The organism is Chitinophagales bacterium (assembly GCA_013816805.1).
Lineage (GTDB): Bacteria > Bacteroidota > Bacteroidia > Chitinophagales > UBA10324 > MGR-bin340.
The window spans coordinates 125,057-143,115 of the sequence record JACDDS010000008.1 but is presented as its reverse complement, the minus strand read 5'-3'; the positions used below and the strand labels follow the sequence as shown (position 1 = coordinate 143,115).

The 18,059-nt window shown below is 39.9% G+C and carries 17 protein-coding genes; 13 read left to right on the top strand and 4 right to left on the bottom strand.

From position 1 onward, the window contains the following. Window positions 1–12: 12 nt before the first annotated feature. From H0W62_08625 to H0W62_08595, 7 genes are all read left to right on the top strand, one after another. A complete protein-coding gene (locus H0W62_08625) occupies window positions 13–1,674 on the top strand; it encodes a S41 family peptidase (protein MBA3648601.1) in 1,662 nt (553 codons plus the stop codon). A gap of 145 nt (window positions 1,675–1,819) precedes the next feature. Further along, window positions 1,820–2,497, top strand: a complete 678-nt coding sequence (tsaB, locus tag H0W62_08620; protein ID MBA3648600.1) for a tRNA (adenosine(37)-N6)-threonylcarbamoyltransferase complex dimerization subunit type 1 TsaB — start codon at window positions 1,820–1,822, stop codon at window positions 2,495–2,497. A gap of 92 nt (window positions 2,498–2,589) precedes the next feature. Further along, on the top strand, window positions 2,590–2,940 hold the full coding sequence (locus H0W62_08615) for a helix-turn-helix transcriptional regulator (GenBank protein MBA3648599.1): 351 nt from the start codon (window positions 2,590–2,592) through the stop codon (window positions 2,938–2,940). Between the two features lie 120 nt (window positions 2,941–3,060). After that, window positions 3,061–3,366: a helix-turn-helix transcriptional regulator gene (locus tag H0W62_08610; protein ID MBA3648598.1), complete on the top strand. Its 306-nt coding sequence runs from the start codon at window positions 3,061–3,063 to the stop codon at window positions 3,364–3,366. 32 nt (window positions 3,367–3,398) lie between these two features. Then, complete coding sequence (locus H0W62_08605) at window positions 3,399–4,790, top strand: MBL fold metallo-hydrolase (protein MBA3648597.1); 1,392 nt, start codon at window positions 3,399–3,401, stop codon at window positions 4,788–4,790. A gap of 94 nt (window positions 4,791–4,884) precedes the next feature. Next, window positions 4,885–5,538 (top strand): uracil phosphoribosyltransferase, encoded by a 654-nt coding sequence (upp, locus tag H0W62_08600; protein ID MBA3648596.1) that lies wholly within the window; start codon window positions 4,885–4,887, stop codon window positions 5,536–5,538. Window positions 5,539–5,639: 101 nt separating this feature from the next. Beyond that, window positions 5,640–6,668 (top strand): PorP/SprF family type IX secretion system membrane protein, encoded by a 1,029-nt coding sequence (locus H0W62_08595; GenBank protein MBA3648595.1) that lies wholly within the window; start codon window positions 5,640–5,642, stop codon window positions 6,666–6,668. Window positions 6,669–6,693: 25 nt separating this feature from the next. Here the strand turns inward: H0W62_08595 and H0W62_08590 are convergent, their stop codons facing one another. Continuing rightward, entirely contained in the window at window positions 6,694–7,299 is a 606-nt protein-coding gene (locus tag H0W62_08590) for a DNA-3-methyladenine glycosylase (protein MBA3648594.1), read from the bottom strand. A 195-nt stretch (window positions 7,300–7,494) separates the two neighbouring features. Here H0W62_08590 and H0W62_08585 point away from each other — a divergent pair, with 195 nt between their 5' ends. Continuing rightward, window positions 7,495–8,148: an SAM-dependent methyltransferase gene (locus H0W62_08585; protein ID MBA3648593.1), complete on the top strand. Its 654-nt coding sequence runs from the start codon at window positions 7,495–7,497 to the stop codon at window positions 8,146–8,148. A gap of 44 nt (window positions 8,149–8,192) precedes the next feature. Here H0W62_08585 and H0W62_08580 read toward each other — a convergent pair whose 3' ends face one another. Further along, the gene (locus tag H0W62_08580) at window positions 8,193–8,474 is read right to left on the bottom strand and encodes an acylphosphatase (GenBank protein ID MBA3648592.1); all 282 of its coding nucleotides are present in this window, start codon (window positions 8,472–8,474) and stop codon (window positions 8,193–8,195) included. Window positions 8,475–8,558: 84 nt separating this feature from the next. Here H0W62_08580 and nadB point away from each other — a divergent pair, with 84 nt between their 5' ends. Then, window positions 8,559–10,148, top strand: a complete 1,590-nt coding sequence (nadB, locus tag H0W62_08575) for an L-aspartate oxidase (GenBank protein MBA3648591.1) — start codon at window positions 8,559–8,561, stop codon at window positions 10,146–10,148. Further along, a complete protein-coding gene (locus H0W62_08570) occupies window positions 10,145–10,345 on the top strand; it encodes a nuclear transport factor 2 family protein (GenBank protein MBA3648590.1) in 201 nt (66 codons plus the stop codon). Before nadB ends, H0W62_08570 begins: the two co-directional genes overlap by 4 nt. Before the next feature lie 76 nt (window positions 10,346–10,421). On the opposite strand, the gene H0W62_08565 is transcribed toward H0W62_08570, so the two are convergent. Then, window positions 10,422–11,051, bottom strand: coding sequence for a hypothetical protein (locus H0W62_08565; protein MBA3648589.1), 630 nt, complete (start codon window positions 11,049–11,051; stop codon window positions 10,422–10,424). Between the two features lie 494 nt (window positions 11,052–11,545). Here H0W62_08565 and H0W62_08560 point away from each other — a divergent pair, with 494 nt between their 5' ends. Then, a complete protein-coding gene (locus tag H0W62_08560) occupies window positions 11,546–13,585 on the top strand; it encodes an aryl-sulfate sulfotransferase (protein ID MBA3648588.1) in 2,040 nt (679 codons plus the stop codon). Between the two features lie 172 nt (window positions 13,586–13,757). Then, the gene (locus H0W62_08555; protein ID MBA3648587.1) at window positions 13,758–14,405 is read left to right on the top strand and encodes a Pr6Pr family membrane protein; all 648 of its coding nucleotides are present in this window, start codon (window positions 13,758–13,760) and stop codon (window positions 14,403–14,405) included. 108 nt (window positions 14,406–14,513) lie between these two features. Here H0W62_08555 and H0W62_08550 read toward each other — a convergent pair whose 3' ends face one another. Continuing rightward, window positions 14,514–16,067 carry a hypothetical protein gene (locus tag H0W62_08550; protein ID MBA3648586.1) on the bottom strand — a complete coding sequence of 518 codons (1,554 nt, stop codon included), beginning with the start codon at window positions 16,065–16,067 and terminating at the stop codon, window positions 14,514–14,516. Between the two features lie 190 nt (window positions 16,068–16,257). Here H0W62_08550 and H0W62_08545 point away from each other — a divergent pair, with 190 nt between their 5' ends. Further along, complete coding sequence (locus H0W62_08545) at window positions 16,258–18,036, top strand: sulfatase-like hydrolase/transferase (GenBank protein ID MBA3648585.1); 1,779 nt, start codon at window positions 16,258–16,260, stop codon at window positions 18,034–18,036. Window positions 18,037–18,059 lie beyond the last annotated feature (23 nt).

The window sequence follows — 18,059 nt, the reverse complement described above, 5'->3', positions numbered from 1 at the left end:
TAATCCGGACAAATGCTTAAAAAATTCAAGAGGCCACTGGTTATTTCAGGGCTGGTGCTGCTGGCCTTCATTCCTATTGCTTCTGTTACCGACAATTATTTCGAGATTTCCAAGAACCTTGACATTTTCGCCACACTCTATAAAGAAGTAAATACCTACTATGTTGATGATGTGGATCCAAACAAACTCATGCGCACGGGTATTGATGCCATGCTTGAGTCACTTGATCCCTATACCAATTATATCAGCGAATCAGACATGGAGGGATATCGTTTTCAAACTACGGGTAAGTATGGTGGTATTGGCGCCCTGATTCGTAAATCAGGGGATTTTGTGGTTGTTGCAGAGCCGTATCAGAATTTCGCAGCAGATAAAGCCGGACTCCATTCAGGCGACGTGATACTTGAAGTAGATGGCAATTCTACAAAAGGAAAAAGTGTAGATGATATCAGTAAAATATTAAAGGGACAACCCGGAACGGATGTTAAGCTGATTATACAACATCCCGGCGAAAAGAATTCTTCATCCAAAATAGTAACCCGTCAGGAAATTAAGGTGAGCAGTGTTCCTTACCATGGTATGCTTGATAACGGTATAGGATATATTCGTCTTACACAGTTTACGGAAAATTGCAGCCGCGAAGTAGCAGATGCTTTGAAAGATCTGGAAAGTAAAAATCAGTTAGCGGGACTGGTTTTCGATCTGCGCGGAAATCCGGGAGGCTTACTGAACGAAGCAGTCAACATTTCAAATCTTTTTATTGAAAAAGGACAGCAGATTGTAAGCACCCGCGGTAAGGTAAAAGAGTGGGATAAAGTTTTTTATGCCCTGAATTCGTCTATTGATTCCAAAGTCCCGTTAGCAATATTAACCAACAGCGGTTCCGCTTCAGCATCAGAAATTGTTACCGGCTGTGTGCAGGACTATGACAGAGGCGTTATTGTAGGGCAAAGAACTTTTGGTAAAGGTTTGGTTCAAACAACGCGCGAATTGAGTTATGGCACAGAGTTAAAGGTGACAACAGCTCATTATTACACCCCTAGTGGACGGTGCATACAGGCCATCGATTATGCCCACCGCAATGATGATGGAAGTGTAGGTAAAATTGCGGACTCTCTTAAAGCTTCATTCAAAACTAAAACAGGCAGGAAAGTATTTGATGGAGGTGGTGTAGATCCTGATATAAAAACGGAACCTGAAAAGCTTGCACCTATTACCTTGAGCTTGCTGGACAAAAATCTGATGTTTGATTACGCTACCGACTACCGTTTAAAGCATGAAACCATAGCCGCAGCAAAGGATTTCCATTTAACGGACCCTGAATACAGTGATTTTATTGTATGGCTTGGCAATAAAGATTATGACTATAAAACAAAGAGTGAAGATAAATTGAAAGACCTTCAGGATGCGGCGCAAAAAGAAGCATATTGGAATGATGAAGTGAAGCAGGATTTTAATGCTTTGCAGGCCACTCTGATGCATGATAAGCAAAAGGATTTGATAAAATTTAAAGACCAGGTTAAAGGATTGCTTGAAGAAGAAATTGCTTCAAGATATTATTATCAGAACGGACGACTCGAAGCTTCTTTGAAAGATGATGTGGATGTGAAGAAAGCGATGGAAGTACTTATTAACCAGGATGAATATAATAAAACCCTTACCGCCCTTAAATAATATTCGAAATAGGGCTGCCTTTCTTCTCAGCAGCCCTTTCAATTTTACAGATTATAGAAACCAAGATATGGCAATGGCCCAATGATCTGATCTATTTTTGAGTTCCGTTGATTTGTATGATCAGTATTACAAATAGTGTTTGCCGGTGGCCCTTATTTTAAATATCGAGACTTCAACAGAAGTCTGTTCAGTAGCTCTTGCAAAAGACGGAACTGTTCAGCGCATTTATGAAGAGGATAAGCAGAATCATGCTTCCGGTCTTTCGGTAATGATAGAAAGGTTATTCCATGATTCCGGGGTGTTATTATCATCCTTGGATGCAGTGGCTATAAGTGCAGGACCAGGCTCTTATACGGGCTTAAGAATAGGTACAGCAACGGCAAAAGGCCTTTGCTATGCACTTGAAAAGCCGCTGATAGCTATTAATTCTTTACATTCTTTAGCAGCTAATGCTATCAGGGAATGCCCTTCTGTTTCTTTATACTGTCCTGTGATTGAGGCAAGAAAGTCAGAAATTTATTATGGATTGTACAATAGTGACGGAGTAATGATTCGCCCTCCCGATGCTATTGTTATTACTGATCAGTTTCTTAATTCGTATATAAAGAATCATAAGGTTTTGATAACGGGCAAAAATGTTTCGAAATACAGCCCAATGTGGAAGCACGAAAATATAATATTCAGAAAAACAACACTACCATCAGCAAGCTGGATGTGCACTTTGACGGAAACCTGGTACCACCATAAAAGATTTTCAGATTTACTATCATTTGAACCTTATTATTTGAAACCTGCATACATAATTAGCAGTCTTAATCAATAGTTAAACATATAAAGGTTTTAAGACATTATGGTTTATCGGCATTGATTTTGTTTATGCGAAGTCTCATTCTTTCAACCTAAATTCCATTCATCATGCCTAAAGTTTCAGCATCCGAGCCTAAACTCGTATCAAAAAATGGAAATTCAAAAGTAATGGTACGCATTGACTACGATGCCCTAAAGAAGGCTGCAGGTGTATTGCGTGCTGTAAATCATAAACTCCGCCAGTCAATGATTAAGCTATTGGAAGATAGCGGCAGAATGACGGTTACAGAGATGTATGTGAAGTTGCGGCTGGAGCAATCAGTTGCATCTCAGCATTTGGCAATATTGCGCAAAGCTGAGGTTGTAAAAACTGAGAGAGATGGTAAATTCATCTATTATGCACTCAATGAGGATCGCATTTCAGAATTATCAGATCTTGTTGAAGAGCTGGCGGGTTAAAGTTTCATAACATTTGCCTTAAATAAGAAGGAGCTTAAGATGTTTAAGCTCCTTCTTATTTTTATGCAGCAACTATTTAATAGATTTAATTGTTATTATGTGATCTTAATAAAAAATTCCATGGCAGAAACTCTTGTTTTAGATTATGCACAGGTTAAAATAGGCTTAAGTAAGATTAAAGCTCTTGCTCATCCGCTCCGTCTTGAAATTATTGGTTTTATTGAAAAATTTGGTGAAATAAACGTGAATAAAATTTATCGTTCATTAAAGCTTGAACAGTCAATTACTTCACAGCACCTTAAAATTTTGCGTTCCGCAGAATTGGTAAAGACAAGAAGGGAGGGGAAGAAGATTTTTTATTCGCTTAATTATCCCAATATTCAGCAGCTTACGGATATTGCTCAGAAGTTCGAACGCAAAAAGTAATAGTTTTGTTTTCTTAAACTACAATACTTATTATGGCCGTAGAACAGCTCTATACCAGCTGCCTCTCCGAGGCAGCTTACTTTATTTTTTCGGAAGGAGAAGCAGCAGTAGTAGATCCGTTACGGGATTACCATCAGTATATTGCTCTTGCTGAAGAGAAGGGTGTGAAGATTAAATACATATTCGAAACGCACTTTCATGCAGACTTTGTTTCTGGTCATATCGATTTAGCCAGCAAGACAGGAGCTCAAATAGTTTACGGTCCTGAAACAACTACTAATTACCCAGTCTATATCGCGGGAGAGAAAGAGCGTTTTAAAATAGGTAACCTGCAATTGGAAGTTTTGCATACCCCGGGCCATACACCTGAATCCACTTGCTATTTATTGTATGATGAGCATGGAAAGCAGTATTGCCTTTTTACAGGAGATACTCTATTTGTGGGTGATGTAGGCAGACCGGATTTATTTGGTGCCGCCATTTCGAAAGAAGATATGGCTGACAGGATGTATGATTCTCTTCAGAAACTAAAACAGTTGCCTGATGAAGTAATCGTATATCCCGCTCATGGTCCTGGTTCTGCATGCGGTAAAAGTTTAGGGAAAGAAACCTGGAGCACAATGGGTATCCAGAAGAAGACAAATTATGCACTTCAGGAAGTACCCAAAAATGATTTCATAAAAAATATTACTTCCGGTCTTTCTACCCCGCCCAGCTATTTTGCTCAAAATGCAAGCATCAATAAAGAAGGCTACAAGCCCCTTGATGAAGTTATGCATAAAAGCCTGCGTGCCGTTCCCGTAGATGAATTTGAATTAGAAATAAAAAAAGGAACCATCGTTCTGGATACCCGTAATGAAGAAGACTTTGAAAAAGGCTTTGTACCCGGCTCTGTGTTTATAGGATTAAACGGTCGCTTTGCTGAATGGGTCGGTACTATATTGAATATAGATGATCAGATCTTACTGGTTACTGCACCTGGTAAAGAACAGGAAGCCGTAATCCGGATGGCGCGTGTGGGCTATGAAAATGTGACAGGATATCTGGAAGGCGGTTTTGAGGCGTGGAGAAATTCAGGTAAGCTTTATGATATGGTAATTTCGATTGATGCTGAAGAACTAAAGCTGGATTATGAATTCGATAATATCAAAATTGTGGATGTACGAAAAGAAAGCGAATATGAGTCCGGACATGTAGAAGGCGCAATTAATGTAGTATTACAAAACCTGGATCGCGATATAAATAGAATTCCGGATAAGGATGCCCACTTATATATTCATTGCCAGGGAGGTTTTCGATCTATGGTAGCGTCTTCTTTATTAAAAAGAAAAGGGTATCAAAATCTTAAGAATATCTACGGAGGCTGGGTAAGCATTTCTAAAACGAATATCCCTGTAGAGCTGCCCAAATTTTCAGAATCATAATTGGTCGCATTAGTTATCGTTCCGGTACTTATAACGCGGTTTACTTCAATAGATGTTATTGCAAACATCTATCTTTTCGGCATTAATCAAAAAGATGGAAGTAATAAATCTGAGTGCCACAAATTCCATTGTCAATCAATTTGTATCGGAAATACGCGACGCTGCTATTCAGCAGGATAGAATGCGCTTCAGGAAAAATATGGAGCGCTGCGGAGAAATTCTTGCGTATGAAATCAGCAAATCACTGCCATATAAAAGCATTCAGGTAGGCAGCCCCCTGGGGATATCAGAAATTTCAGTCTTACAAGACCAGCCGGTTATAGGGGCTATATTAAGAGCAGGTGTAATTCTTCACCACGGAATGCTTCATATTTTTGACCAGGCAGATAATGCATTTGTTTCCGCATATAGGAAGCATTCGGCTGACGGTACGTTTGAAATTTCACTGGAATATCTTTCTTGTCCTTCGCTTTCTAACCGTATTTTTATTCTGGCAGATCCTATGCTTGCCACTGGTAAGTCTATGGTAAAAACCCTGAACGAAATCTATAAATCAGGGAAGCCTGCACACACCCATCTTGCTTGCGTAATTGCCGCACAACAGGGTATTGATTGGGTTAATAAAAACATCTCCGATGTCACTATCTGGGCCTGCGCCATCGATCAGGAATTGAATGCAAACTCTTACATAGTGCCTGGTCTGGGGGATGCAGGTGACCTTTCTTACGGAAAAAAAATACAGCATTAGTATTTCACACCTCGCTTAGAACCGTTTGCTTTTAAGTCTATAATTCTTTCAAAAAGAGTAATTTTAATTTATAGCAGCATTTTGAAGCAATCAATAGCTACATGAAATATTTTAAGCTCTTTTTAATTTCATTCCTTCTTATTACTGAAATTGTTGAAGCTCAGGATCCGCATTTTTCCCAATTCTATTATTCTCCTCTTACGGAAAATCCCGCGTTAACAGGAGCTTTCGATGGAAGCTACCGGTTAGGAACGATTTACAAAAATCAATGGGGCAGTGTAACTTCACCCTTCGTTTACTCTACACCTTCTATCTCCGGGGATTATAAGCTCATGAATAATGGGTATAATAATAATTATCTCGGTGTAGGATTAATGCTGCTTAACGACCGTTCTGGCGATGCGAATCTCTCAAACCTTACTGCTATGTTTTCTGCAGCTTATCATCTTTCACTTGATCAGAGAGGTTACAATCATATCTCAATAGGTTTGCAAGGTGGCATTGTTCAGAAAAGTATCGACCAGGCTGCATTAAAATTCCTCGATCAGTATGATGGCAATGGAGGTTTTACAGGTATTTCAGCCGAACATTTTGATAATGTATCTATCCTATATCCTGACTTCTCTGCGGGTGCAGCATATACCAGCGTAATAAGTAAGCAAACCCGTTTCCAGGCCGGAATCTCGGTTTTTCATCTTACACAACCCACGGAAAGATTTTTACAAAGCACAGTGAGCAATGATCGTTTACCAATCCGCTACCTTGCCCATGCCAGTGCTACCTTTGGCCTGAACAGCAAAATTTACCTGTTTCCTTTTGGGCAGTTTCAGATGCAAAACAAAAATCAGGAGGTTGTTGCAGGGGCAAATATTGGTTATAAGTTCGCAGGCACTCCAAGCGCTGTTGGAACGCTGTTTTATGTGGGTGCCTTTACCAGAGTAAAGTATAATGTAGTGCCTACTGTCGGTTTTATGATGAATGGTCTGCAGTTTGGATTAAGCTACGATGTTAATTTATCCAATGATCTTAAAGCCGTTGCAAAAAGTAATGGCGGCTTCGAATTGGCTTTGGTGTATACCGGAATATTGCGATCAGATAAGGGGCAGCCTATCCCATGTCCTACATTTTAAATGAATATCAGCAAAACTGCTTAGCTCATTTAGGGATTCTGGAGACCCATGGATTGCCTTTAACAAAAAAACGATAGAGCCAGTGAGCAGCGTCGCCGGCATAGTCTACTCCTACTCTTGTGGTGGCAATGATTTCCCTGGAAGAAAATTTTACCTTCCTGTCTTCCAGCCAAATGGTATTGCCAGACAGGCTTATGCCGGAATGTTGCGTCTTTATTCCCAGGGCTTTGCTCACAGAACCAGGACCCTTAGTAAGGGTATAATCTATCTTCAGCTTATTTCTTCGAAGCAGCATCTCATCTACTCCTTCTGCCGGTTCTATACTCCTGATCAAAATTGCATGGGGAGTATCCGATTCGTTGGTTACTATATTAAAAAGCTGATGAATGCCATAACATAAATAGACATATGCAGTGCCGCCTGCCCCGAACATTACCTCCGTTCTTTTTGTCCTTCTTCCATTATAAGCGTGCGATGCCTTATCAATAATTCCTGCGTACGCTTCCACCTCCGTTATCATGCCGCTTGTTTTAATACCATCCATATTCGTTACCAAAAATTTGCCGGGGAGCTCCCGCGAAATTTGTAAAACATCGGGCCTGGTATAAAATGATTGTTGAAGGCGGGGCATTAATAAAATAATTTTGACAGGATATAAAAAGTGGTGAACTAAGATTTGTTTCACTGCAAATTTGAAATCAATTGTATCTTAAAAAAAATTCTTTAGGTCTTATAACTAAAATTCTAAAACACTTTGTCACACGAAAAAGCAGGAAGCGGATCTGTTCTTTTAATTCCCTCCGCCTTAGGTGAAAATGGTGCGGTTATGCTATCTGAAGAACTTAAAGAGATGGTGGCCACCATTGAGTTTTTTATAGTGGAGAATCAGCGCAGTGCCAGGCGTTTCCTGCGAAGTATTGGGTATAAAAAGAATTTTGACCAGGTAACGTTAGTCCTCATGGAAAGTGATAATAAATTTTTTGCAGGGGAAAATATGATAAACCATTTAAAAAGCGGAAAAGATATTGGTGTTATCTCTGAAGCGGGCTGTCCGGGTATAGCTGATCCTGGTGCTGCAGCAGTAAGATGGGCACATAAAAACCGAACAAAAGTGGTGCCTTGCATTGGTCCATCTTCTATTTTTTTAGCACTTATGGCAAGTGGCTTAAACGGACAGCATTTTTCTTTTCACGGATACCTCCCTATACCGACTTTCGAAAGAAAACAAAAATTAAAAAAGCTGGAAGAAGAATCTGTAAAGAAGAAACAGACGCAGATATTCATGGAAACTCCCTATAGAAATAATGCATTGCTTCAGGATGTTTTAGAGACCTGCATGGAAACTATATTGCTTTGCCTGGCATCAGATATTACACTTCCTTCCGAAAAAATCTTTACGCAAACCATCAAGGAATGGAAAAATAAAATCCCTGATCTAAAGAACAAGCCTTCTATATTTTTAATTGGAACCGAAATGTGATCAGGAGATAACGCTGATAAGTATTGTTATATGCTAACCAGGTGTTAGCTCCTGGTTACTTTAAACTCTGAAAAATTTTGCAGCGGACCTTCTTCAGCTTCTACTTTATCCACTCTTGCACGGTCGGGGCCTTTATGACACCATTCTAAAAAGATACGAAGCGATTCCGAATCACCTTCTGCCTCTATAAACACACTTCCATCCTGCTCATTTTTTACAGTACCTTTTATACCTAACTCCTCCGCCTGAGAACGCGCACTGGCGCGAAAAAAGACACCCTGCACCTTACCATGTACCTTTATGCTGTAATGGTTTAATGCATTCATACCATTTCTATTTAAATCTATATGAATTTAAAAGACCAGGCGCTTGCTGCAAACTTTATTGAGCTTCGTCCATTCTAATTCATTATGAAAAAATACGATTTCCTGATTATAGGCTCCGGTATTGCAGGCTTGACCTATGCCTTAAAAATAGCAGAATATGGTACCGTCTGCATCATTACAAAAGCTTCTGAAGATGAATCAAACACCAAATATGCTCAGGGCGGCGTAGCTGCAGTGTGGGACTTTAAAGAAGATTCTTATAAAAAACACATAGCCGATACACTGGATGCCGGGGATGGACTTTGCGATGTCAATATTGTAAATATTGTAGTGCGTGAGGGTCCCCAGCGTGTAAGAGAAGTAATTAACTGGGGTGCGCGTTTCGATAAGAATGAGGAAGGCGAATACGATCTCGGCAGGGAAGGCGGACACTCAGAGCACCGGGTGCTGCACCATAAAGACAATACCGGCTATGAAATAGAGCGCATCCTCTTGCGGCAGATCCAAAAGCATCCCAACATTGAGCTGCACACCCATTACTTTGCAATCGATCTTATTACTCAGCACCATTTAGGAATACAAGTAACCCGCCGGACTAAAAATATAGAGTGCTTTGGTGCTTATGTGCTGAATACACAAACGCAACAGATTGAAACATTAGTTTCGCGTATTACCCTGGTCGCAACAGGAGGCGCTGGCCATGTATATCGTAATACTACAAATCCGATTATTGCTACCGGCGACGGAATAGCAATGGTGTACCGCGCGAAAGGAAAAGTGGAGAACATGGAGTTCTATCAGTTCCATCCCACGGCATTATACCACCCTACGGAGCACCCTTCATACCTGATTACAGAGGCCATCCGGGGCTTTGGTGCCGTGCTGAAAACCACAGCTGGTAAAGAATTCATGAATAAATATGATAAGCGCGGTTCGCTTGCTCCGCGCGACATCGTAGCCCGTGCAATAGATAATGAGATGAAGAAGAGCGGTGATGAATATGTGTACCTTGATTGCCGCCACCTCGATAAGAAAAAATTCATAGAGCATTTCCCCAATATCTACGAAAAGTGCCATTCGATCGGGATCGATATTATGAAGGATATGATACCGGTAGTTCCTGCAGCGCATTACCTGTGTGGCGGAATACGCACCGATGAACACGGCAAAACTTCTATTAAAAATTTATATGCATGCGGAGAGTGTGCCTGTACCGGTCTGCATGGCGCGAACCGGCTTGCTTCCAATTCGCTGCTTGAGGCAATGGTATTTTCACACCGTGCATACTTAGATGCAGTTAAAAGGTTTAGCAAATTATCTTTTCAGGAAAACATTCCTGAATGGAATGCAGAGGAAACTTATAACCCTGAGGAGATGGTACTGATCACGTTTACCCGGCAGGAGGTGCAGGACGTGATGAGCAACTATGTTGGTATCGTACGGTCGAACCTGCGGCTAAGAAGGGCATTCGAGCGGCTTGAACTTATCTACAGAGAAACTGAAGAGCTCTACCAGCGTACGGTAGTCTCACCTGAATTGTGTGAGTTGCGCAACCTAATAAACATCAGCTATCTGATAATCCGCTCTTCTATGCAGCGCCACGAAAGCCGCGGACTGAACTTCAATACGGATTACCCGCGGAAAATGAAAGTGGCGAGGAATAGCGTGCTGTGAAAGAAGGACAACTCATTGAAAAAATTTCCTTTGTACAAAATATTGCAATTGTGATGGGTCACGATATAGTTAAGCCTAAAGCAGGAATGGAGAATGCCGGAAAAACTGTTACAAGAAGATACACAGATATCTGGATGAAGGATGGTGACGGCTGGCGTCTTACAGCACGACAAGCGACAATTATCTCGGTTCAATAGCTTCCTGTTCCGGGAGACACAAGCTATGTCTATAATCAGTCACTAGTTATTTCTCCATAAGATTTCCATCTTCAAATTAATAATTTAGAGAAGAAGTCAATGCTTCAAATTTTTGAGGACGGAAAGATAAATTTCCAAAAGCCAGTGTGTCTCGCATACAATAGTAATAGCACTTTGGATCTTTTGTATATAACACCCAAGTAACGTTATTCATTTCATTACCAATTAGCCTGAAATTTATAATTGAATCTATCGGTGCCTTAAATGATTGAGAACCTCCAACACCTAATTCTCCAATTGTTTGTATTTCAAAAATGCTCGTCTCTGGATACGCTTTACTTGCTGTAAGAGCAATTCTCACCCATGCTTCCGGTTCCATTTGTCTTTCTCCCGTGCCTCCATATCCATTCCAGTACTGTGCTTTTGATAAAGTTATTGCTTGAGTTGCCTGGTTTAATTCTTTTTGAGTAAATGTATATTCACCCTTACTATCGGTTGTATGTGTTGCAAATAGTGAAGTTGATTGGCACCCAAACTCTAAATCGAAGTTCGAACACGTATATAAACTGATTTTTACTCCAGGCAAGGGAATATTAGTTTTAAATTCTTTTACTTTCATTAGATTTATATCTTCTAAAGAGGTCTTTTTGCAGGAAACGAGTAGAGAAAAAATGCATACTAAAAGAAAGCAGGATGGTTTTTTCATGTTGAAGCTCTTTATTTGGTTGAATAAAAACTGTGCGTGCTATCCAGGTTTCGCTCAACAAGTTGACGCACAACGTTGCACGGCTTTGTAGAGAAGCGGTATTCCGTTTTATTTCTGCCTACCTAATGTACAAAAGCGAAATAGAATTTACAAATATATAAATAATATTTATCAGGAGCTATTACACAAAGCCGACGTTGCATTTGAAATGATCGGCGAGTACACCAACCAAGGACACAGTAACCTGGTTTTTCAGAAATGGTGGTTGGTTCTCATCGGCTCTTTTTTATGAATTTAACGAAAGAGACACAATAACCTTTCACATTATCTTTATGCCAATGATTATAAAACAATGCCGAGTCTTCGCTCCACACATGGCTTAACGGAGTGACTCGGCCCGGACACAGAATTACCATTTACTTTTCCATAAGATGTTTATATAGATCGCTTAAGAATTTTTTATTATGAATTTTTTAACACTGATATTTTTTTTCATGATTAGCCTGAAAGTTTCCGCTCAATTCCAATTTGTTGCGCCATTACCTGGTTCTTCTAATCAGCATCCCGATCGGAACATCATCTTAAGAGAGGAGCATCGGTTAAATCCTGCATCTCTTATTACAAAAAATCTTATTACTATAACCGGCTCCATAAGTGGCAACCATGATTGTGTTATCACGCTTTCAAATGATCATAAAACAATTAACCTGAAGCCCATTACCCCATTTGTATATAGTGAAAATGTTATAGTAAACACTAACGGTAGCATTGTGCGTGAAGATGGTAAAAGAGTTGCTCCGCTTCAATTGAAATTCTCTATTCAGCGTGAATTTACTGCTGAAGAGAAATCAGGTATAAAATCCTTTCTGCAAAAAATGCAAACCGAAGGAGTTATTGTTCCTCAAAATGCAGAGGCGAGCACTGATAGAAGCGCACCAAAAGTTGTTAAGGTTATTGTAAATAATAATCCCGCAGATGGAGATATTTTCATGGATTATTTTAATGGATTTGGCCTTGGTCACGCCAGCTATCACATTATTAACAACAATGGTGACTCAGTGTATTCTAAAAAAAAGGGAAGGTTCGTGGATGATTTTAAGCTTAACCATAATAATTATCTCACTCTTTTTAACGGTAATGTGGGCCAATTCGAACTGTACGACTCCTCTTTCAACCTGCTTAAAACTTTTGCTGCGGTGAATGGTTACCTCACCGATAACCATGAGCTCCAGCTTTTCCCGAATGGGCACTATTATTTAATCGGGCTGGATCCTGAAAGTGTAGACATGTCGGTATATAATCCCGACTGGCAATCAAATGTTACCGTGGTTTATACGGTGATTCAGGAATTTGATGCAGGCGATCATCTTATTTTTGAATGGAATAGCAAAGATCACATCAGCGTGTTGGAAGCATTGCATGAGCATCTTGATTACGGATATATCGATGCGGTACACACAAATTCAATTGAAGAGGATAACGATGGAAATATAATTGTTTCACACAAGCATCTTGATCAGATAACCAAGATCGATGTGAACACAGGTAAGTTTATCTGGCGGCTTGGAGGCTTGATGAATGAATTTACATTCACCAACGATCCTGAGCAATTCAATTATCAGCACGATGCCCGCCGGATTGCTAATGGGCACATCACCCTTTTCGACAATAACAATTGGGGCTCTCAGATTTCCTACGCAAAGGAATACCGGCTCGATGAAATAAATAAAAAGGCAACTCTTGCGTGGAGCTACCGGCATTCTTATGTGAACGGTAAACCTGTTTATGGATTCGCAATGGGAAGCGTCCAGCGCCTGGCTAACGGAAATACTTTTATCAATTGGGGATGGATTGTTTTTAACAGCGGAGATCCGGAGTATACGGAGGTAGATGCCAATAAAAATATTGTTTGGGAGGCTGAATTGACGCCCGGTAAATACAATGTCTCATATAGAGCGCATCGTTATTTATGGAATCCTTGTGCTATCCCTACCGCTACAAACTTAAAAACAACGGATGTTACTTCCATTTCTGCGCACCTGACCTGGGGCGTTTCCAATGGTGCTGTAAAATATAGGATTCATTATCGGGTGGAAGGCACTCCTAACTGGACCAATGTTATTACCAAAGGAAATAATACCTGGAAAAAAATTAACAACCTTCAGCCGGATACTGAGTATCAATGGCAGGTGAAATCTTTGTGTGATCCTACTGCACCTTCTTTATCCCGCTATAGTGAGCTGGAGGCGTTCAGTACACTTTCTTCGGGCTATTCTTTGGATAAAGTGAGCGTAATTGAAGTTTATCCAAATCCTGCCAGCGCTGTGATTAACATTTCAGTTCCCCATTCAGCATCGAATTATTTGAGGATAGAATTATTTAATCAATTAGGAAAAATGGTTTTTGGGCAGCTATACCAGGGCAAAGAAGGTTCATTTAGAATTCCTGTTTCAACATTAAGTGATGGAGTTTATTTTTTAAAGATTATTTGTGGTGAATATGTCTACTCGCAAAAAATGATTGTCAGCAGATGATTTTGTAAATTTTTTATGACCAATGGAATGGTAACTAGTGCATCCGTGACATTCCTATAATAAAAAGCACTAAAAGAAACTGACGGGAAGCCAGTAACAGGTCGATAGAATTGCAAACGCCTGAACATGTCGCATATCAGTCTTACACTGTATGCATAAACTTTGTAATCTTATGGAGAATGGAAAAGTAATGGTAGTTATTAGTGAAATTTGTCTAACCATATTGGCAATCCTGGGATGGTTTTCACTGACTGTCCAGTTCTACCTCAACATTACCAGCAACGTAGCATCAGTTCCAGAAATAATAATCAGGTACTTTAGTTATTTTACGCTTGACACAAACTTTATTGTTGCAGCATGCTGCACTGTGCTGCTGCTTAAATCAAATTCCCGGTGGATCCGTTTTATTTCTAATCAAAAAACACTGACTGCCGTTACTGTTTATATTGTTATTGTTGGAATCATCTACAATTTAATATTACGGGTTCTGTGGAATCCGGAAGGATTGCAAAAGGTGATAGATGAATTACTCCACTCTGTAATTCCACTTCTTTTTTTTGTGTATTGGTTATTTTTTGTATCAAAAAACCAGCTTGATTGGAGGGATGTGTTTTTATGGTTGATTTATCCGCTTGTTTATACTGTATTCATAATGATCCGGGGAAATTTTTCAGAATTTTATCCTTATCCCTTTATCAATGTTAAAGAACTTGGGATTCATAAAGCGCTTATAAATGCTGTTGGTATTGCCTTTTTCTTTCTGGTTGTATCTCTTTTATTTGTAGCCATTGGAAAGTTGCTAAACAGAAAGAATATATAGGTTTAATTTATTTCAAATTTTGCAGCAACCATTTTACTTCATCCGGTTATAGTCTTATATAAAATCTGTGAACCGGCTTTACAGCCTTTATCGAAATCTGCTATTTTTTTAAGGTGCAACGTTGAAAAGAATATTTGGCGGATGCATTTTATAAACAGCCATAATAGTAGCACCCTGAACTTTCACCTCATAAATTTTTTCTGATGAAGCATCCGACGGTTTGTGACTTCTGAAATTGGTAATGTAGTAGTCACATTGTTCATAAGGAACAACATGAAGCCGCCGCCGGTCATTTTCACGCAGCCATATAAGATTCCATTCACAGGGATCCACTTTCCACTGCACATTTATTGTATCCTGATGGTCATATTTAACTAGAAATTCCAGCGCATTGCGGTAAGATATACCCCAGTAGTCTTTATCGAAATAATCGTTGGCATATTTTCTTCCGATAAGATTAAAATAGGCATACTGATATGGATGTGACTGAACGATAAATATACACTGGCAGATGATGGTTGCTATTAGAAGTGCGCCAGTGATAGCTTTTACAATCTGCGCATATATTGCAGATAAGAAAGCAGTTGTATAGATCTTTTTAAGAGTAGCCACTGCTATCAAAAGTAAAGCAGGTTCCACAAAATAAAGGTGCCTGCCATCTTCGTAGGTATTTACATGAAATGCCATTGCGGATCCAAGAGGAACCACCAACCACAGGATTACGACGAGCCAGGAAACGGAGAGCTGATTTTTCTTAATTAAAATCTTGTAAACGCATAGAATAATTCCTGCCAAAGAAAACAACCACCATGCTACCGGAATCGTAATTGCCATCCACACCGGTATATAATACCACGGGGTATTCAAGGAATGGATGGTTTCGCCCATAAAATAGGTAGTTACATCATATGGATGATGACTGTAAAGAGCCATGACCTGAGCAATTTTATGGATGGGATCATGCCATATGGATGGAAAAAAGGCATACACAGAAAGAGGAAAAAGCAGGAAGTAGCTAGCGATCATTTTAGCTTCCCTCCATTGAAGTTTTTTTTCAAGTGCCATATATGCTGATGCGGCCAGTACTATAACCGGAAAGAAAACGCCTGCTACGCGGGTAGCTGTAAGCAGCCCGGAACAGATGATTATCCATACTACTGCTTGCCAGGATGGCCGCTGTACCCACACGATAAGTGCATATACGCTTAACACAAATAAAAAAAGAAAAGGAAGGTCTTTGGAATTATAAAAACAGTGGGCAAAGAGTCGTGGAGTCAATAGAAAAAAAAGACAGACCACAAGGGAAAAGCGGTAATCTATGAATAGCCGTAATCCCAGCAAATAAAATATGATCAGCCCTGCCCAGCAAATAATGAAATTAGAAAGATGCCGCATACTGTTTGGTAATGCTTCACCCTTTGGATTAAATATTTTTTCAGGAATTACTTCTACCGCCGCAACAATTGGATTTATGTAGCAATTCTCATTACTAAGCAATGCATCACTCTTGCCGAAGATATAATCCCATGTAACTAATCCAAGGTTATGCTGTGTAGGATCGTCCCAGCAAACCCCGTAATCTCCATGAACAGCAATTCCTGTAAGAAGAACTACCGAAAAGAAACAAACGGGAAGCCAGTGATCGGTTCGATAAAATTTCAAACAGCAGAGCATATTCGCTTATCAGTCTTTACGCTTTATGCAATAAAAGAAAAAGCCCGAACTTAAAGGATGTGTTTTACTTTCTGACATTAGTGTTGAAAAAGGGTTAATCATAATAGTTATAGCTTCCATTTAAAAGTTGAGATTAGAATTTACTTAGAAAAAGGTCGTTGTTCGTTGTTAACCTGTTATGAAAAAGACAAAATTGTTATTATTCCTAACATCCGTTCTTTGTATCACTCAAACAGGTTATGCGAGTTTTGCTTTTGGATCTGAACTCGGTACAATGCTCCGGAATAGCTCTTATTTTCAAACGCTAAACCCAAAAGATTCTGCAAAAAAATACACTATTGGTGATTCTCTGATCGTATCACCATTGCCCAACATTCTCCTGATTATTCTGGATGATGCCCGTTACGATTCTTACAGCAGCAATGGTGGCCCTTCTTTTCTTCAAACTCCTGCAATAGACCGCATCGCAAATGAAGGTGTAAATTTTAAAAATTCATTTGTTACCTATTCGTTATGTGCACCCAGCCGTGCAACTATGCTAACCGGCCTTTATCCTCATAATAATGGCGCCTACAACAATGAAAAGCCCTACCGTGACGATCTTCCCACCACAGGATCCCTTCTTCACGATAAAGGATATTACACTGCAATGCTTGGAAAATACCTGTACCCTGCACTTCCAAACGAACCACACCCCGGCTGGGATTTTTGGATGGCGGCGGATAAATGGGCGAAAATAAACCCGCGGTACAATCGCAACGGAACAGAGATATATCCTAAAGGCCATGAAATGGATATCCTCACCGATACGGCCATCCATTATTTTGCTACAAGAGCAGATACACAGCCGCTTTTTTTAATGCTGTGTTATCTGTCACCTCATAAAGAATGGATACCCGAACCCGAAGATTCAGGAATATTTGCAAATGCTAGCATGCCTTTTCCATCAAACTTTTATAAGTATGCTGATAATTATCCCAGCTGGTATGATACCCTCAGCAGTAAGGTTTCCTATAGCGACAGTGATTCATTACGAACAGACCTGGAAGCATACCTTGAAGTAGTATATGGGTTAGATGGAGAAATCGGGCGCTTACTCGACACGCTTCAGGCGATGGACAAGCTTGATAATACATTAATTTTATTTGTTAGTGACAATGGATTTTTTTTCGGAGAGCACACCCTGAAGTCAAAGAACCTTGCACAGGAAGAATCTATTCGCGTGCCTGTTTATGTGCGCTATCCTCAGTGGTTTGCACCCGGCAGTATTGATTCCAGCCAGTTGATTACTAATCTGGACATAGCGCCTACTATACTTGCTGCGGCAGATATTCCCGACACCTTTGGAATGCCAGGCTTTTCTTTGAAGGATCTGTACGATGGAATTCAGCAGCGTGATGCTTTTTACATTGAGCTCATACAAGATACCCTGGAGAATTATCCTGACTTTCGGGCAGTGCGATCGAAGCAATATAAATACATACATTATTTCTGTACAGCCCCGGCCGAAGAATTTTTTGATTTAACCCGGGATCCAAAGGAAGACACCAACCAAATTAATAATCCCTCTTATCAATTATTAGTAAATGAATACCGCTATAAGCTGGACAGCTTCACGACACTTTTGAATGATACCGTTCCGGCGGGTTACTTTGATTGCCATATGGTAGAAAGTTTACCTGTAGCATTTTATGAACCCGATGCCGATCTTGATGGCCCGCTTTATCCTAACCCCGCTTCAGATAAAGTGATCTTTAATTTAAATAAATTTGATGTTCCGGGGAATATTTCAGTCTATGCTTCGGACGGGCAACTGGTGTTGTACGAAAGCCTGATTCCTGAGAAAGGCAAAACCCGATCGATGGTTGATGTGAGTTTAGTACCTAACGGACTTTATTTATTTGCCATTCAGTATCGGAATAAAATAGAATATCACAAGCTGATGGTAGTACATTGAAGTTATCTTTTAACAAGTAACAA

Coding starts and splice junctions, on each gene's coding strand:
- H0W62_08615 (MBA3648599.1), top strand. CDS start 2,590: ATGCCTAAAGTTTCAGCATCCGAGCCTAAACTCGTATCAAAAAATGGA.
- H0W62_08590 (MBA3648594.1), bottom strand. CDS start 7,299: ATGCCCCGCCTTCAACAATCATTTTATACCAGGCCCGATGTTTTACAA.
- H0W62_08555 (MBA3648587.1), top strand. CDS start 13,758: ATGGAGAATGGAAAAGTAATGGTAGTTATTAGTGAAATTTGTCTAACC.
- H0W62_08580 (MBA3648592.1), bottom strand. CDS start 8,474: ATGAATGCATTAAACCATTACAGCATAAAGGTACATGGTAAGGTGCAG.
- H0W62_08585 (MBA3648593.1), top strand. CDS start 7,495: ATGCTATCTGAAGAACTTAAAGAGATGGTGGCCACCATTGAGTTTTTT.
- H0W62_08605 (MBA3648597.1), top strand. CDS start 3,399: ATGGCCGTAGAACAGCTCTATACCAGCTGCCTCTCCGAGGCAGCTTAC.
- H0W62_08595 (MBA3648595.1), top strand. CDS start 5,640: ATGAAATATTTTAAGCTCTTTTTAATTTCATTCCTTCTTATTACTGAA.
- H0W62_08610 (MBA3648598.1), top strand. CDS start 3,061: ATGGCAGAAACTCTTGTTTTAGATTATGCACAGGTTAAAATAGGCTTA.
- H0W62_08625 (MBA3648601.1), top strand. CDS start 13: ATGCTTAAAAAATTCAAGAGGCCACTGGTTATTTCAGGGCTGGTGCTG.
- upp (MBA3648596.1), top strand. CDS start 4,885: ATGGAAGTAATAAATCTGAGTGCCACAAATTCCATTGTCAATCAATTT.
- nadB (MBA3648591.1), top strand. CDS start 8,559: ATGAAAAAATACGATTTCCTGATTATAGGCTCCGGTATTGCAGGCTTG.
- H0W62_08560 (MBA3648588.1), top strand. CDS start 11,546: ATGATTAGCCTGAAAGTTTCCGCTCAATTCCAATTTGTTGCGCCATTA.
- H0W62_08545 (MBA3648585.1), top strand. CDS start 16,258: ATGAAAAAGACAAAATTGTTATTATTCCTAACATCCGTTCTTTGTATC.
- H0W62_08565 (MBA3648589.1), bottom strand. CDS start 11,051: ATGAAAAAACCATCCTGCTTTCTTTTAGTATGCATTTTTTCTCTACTC.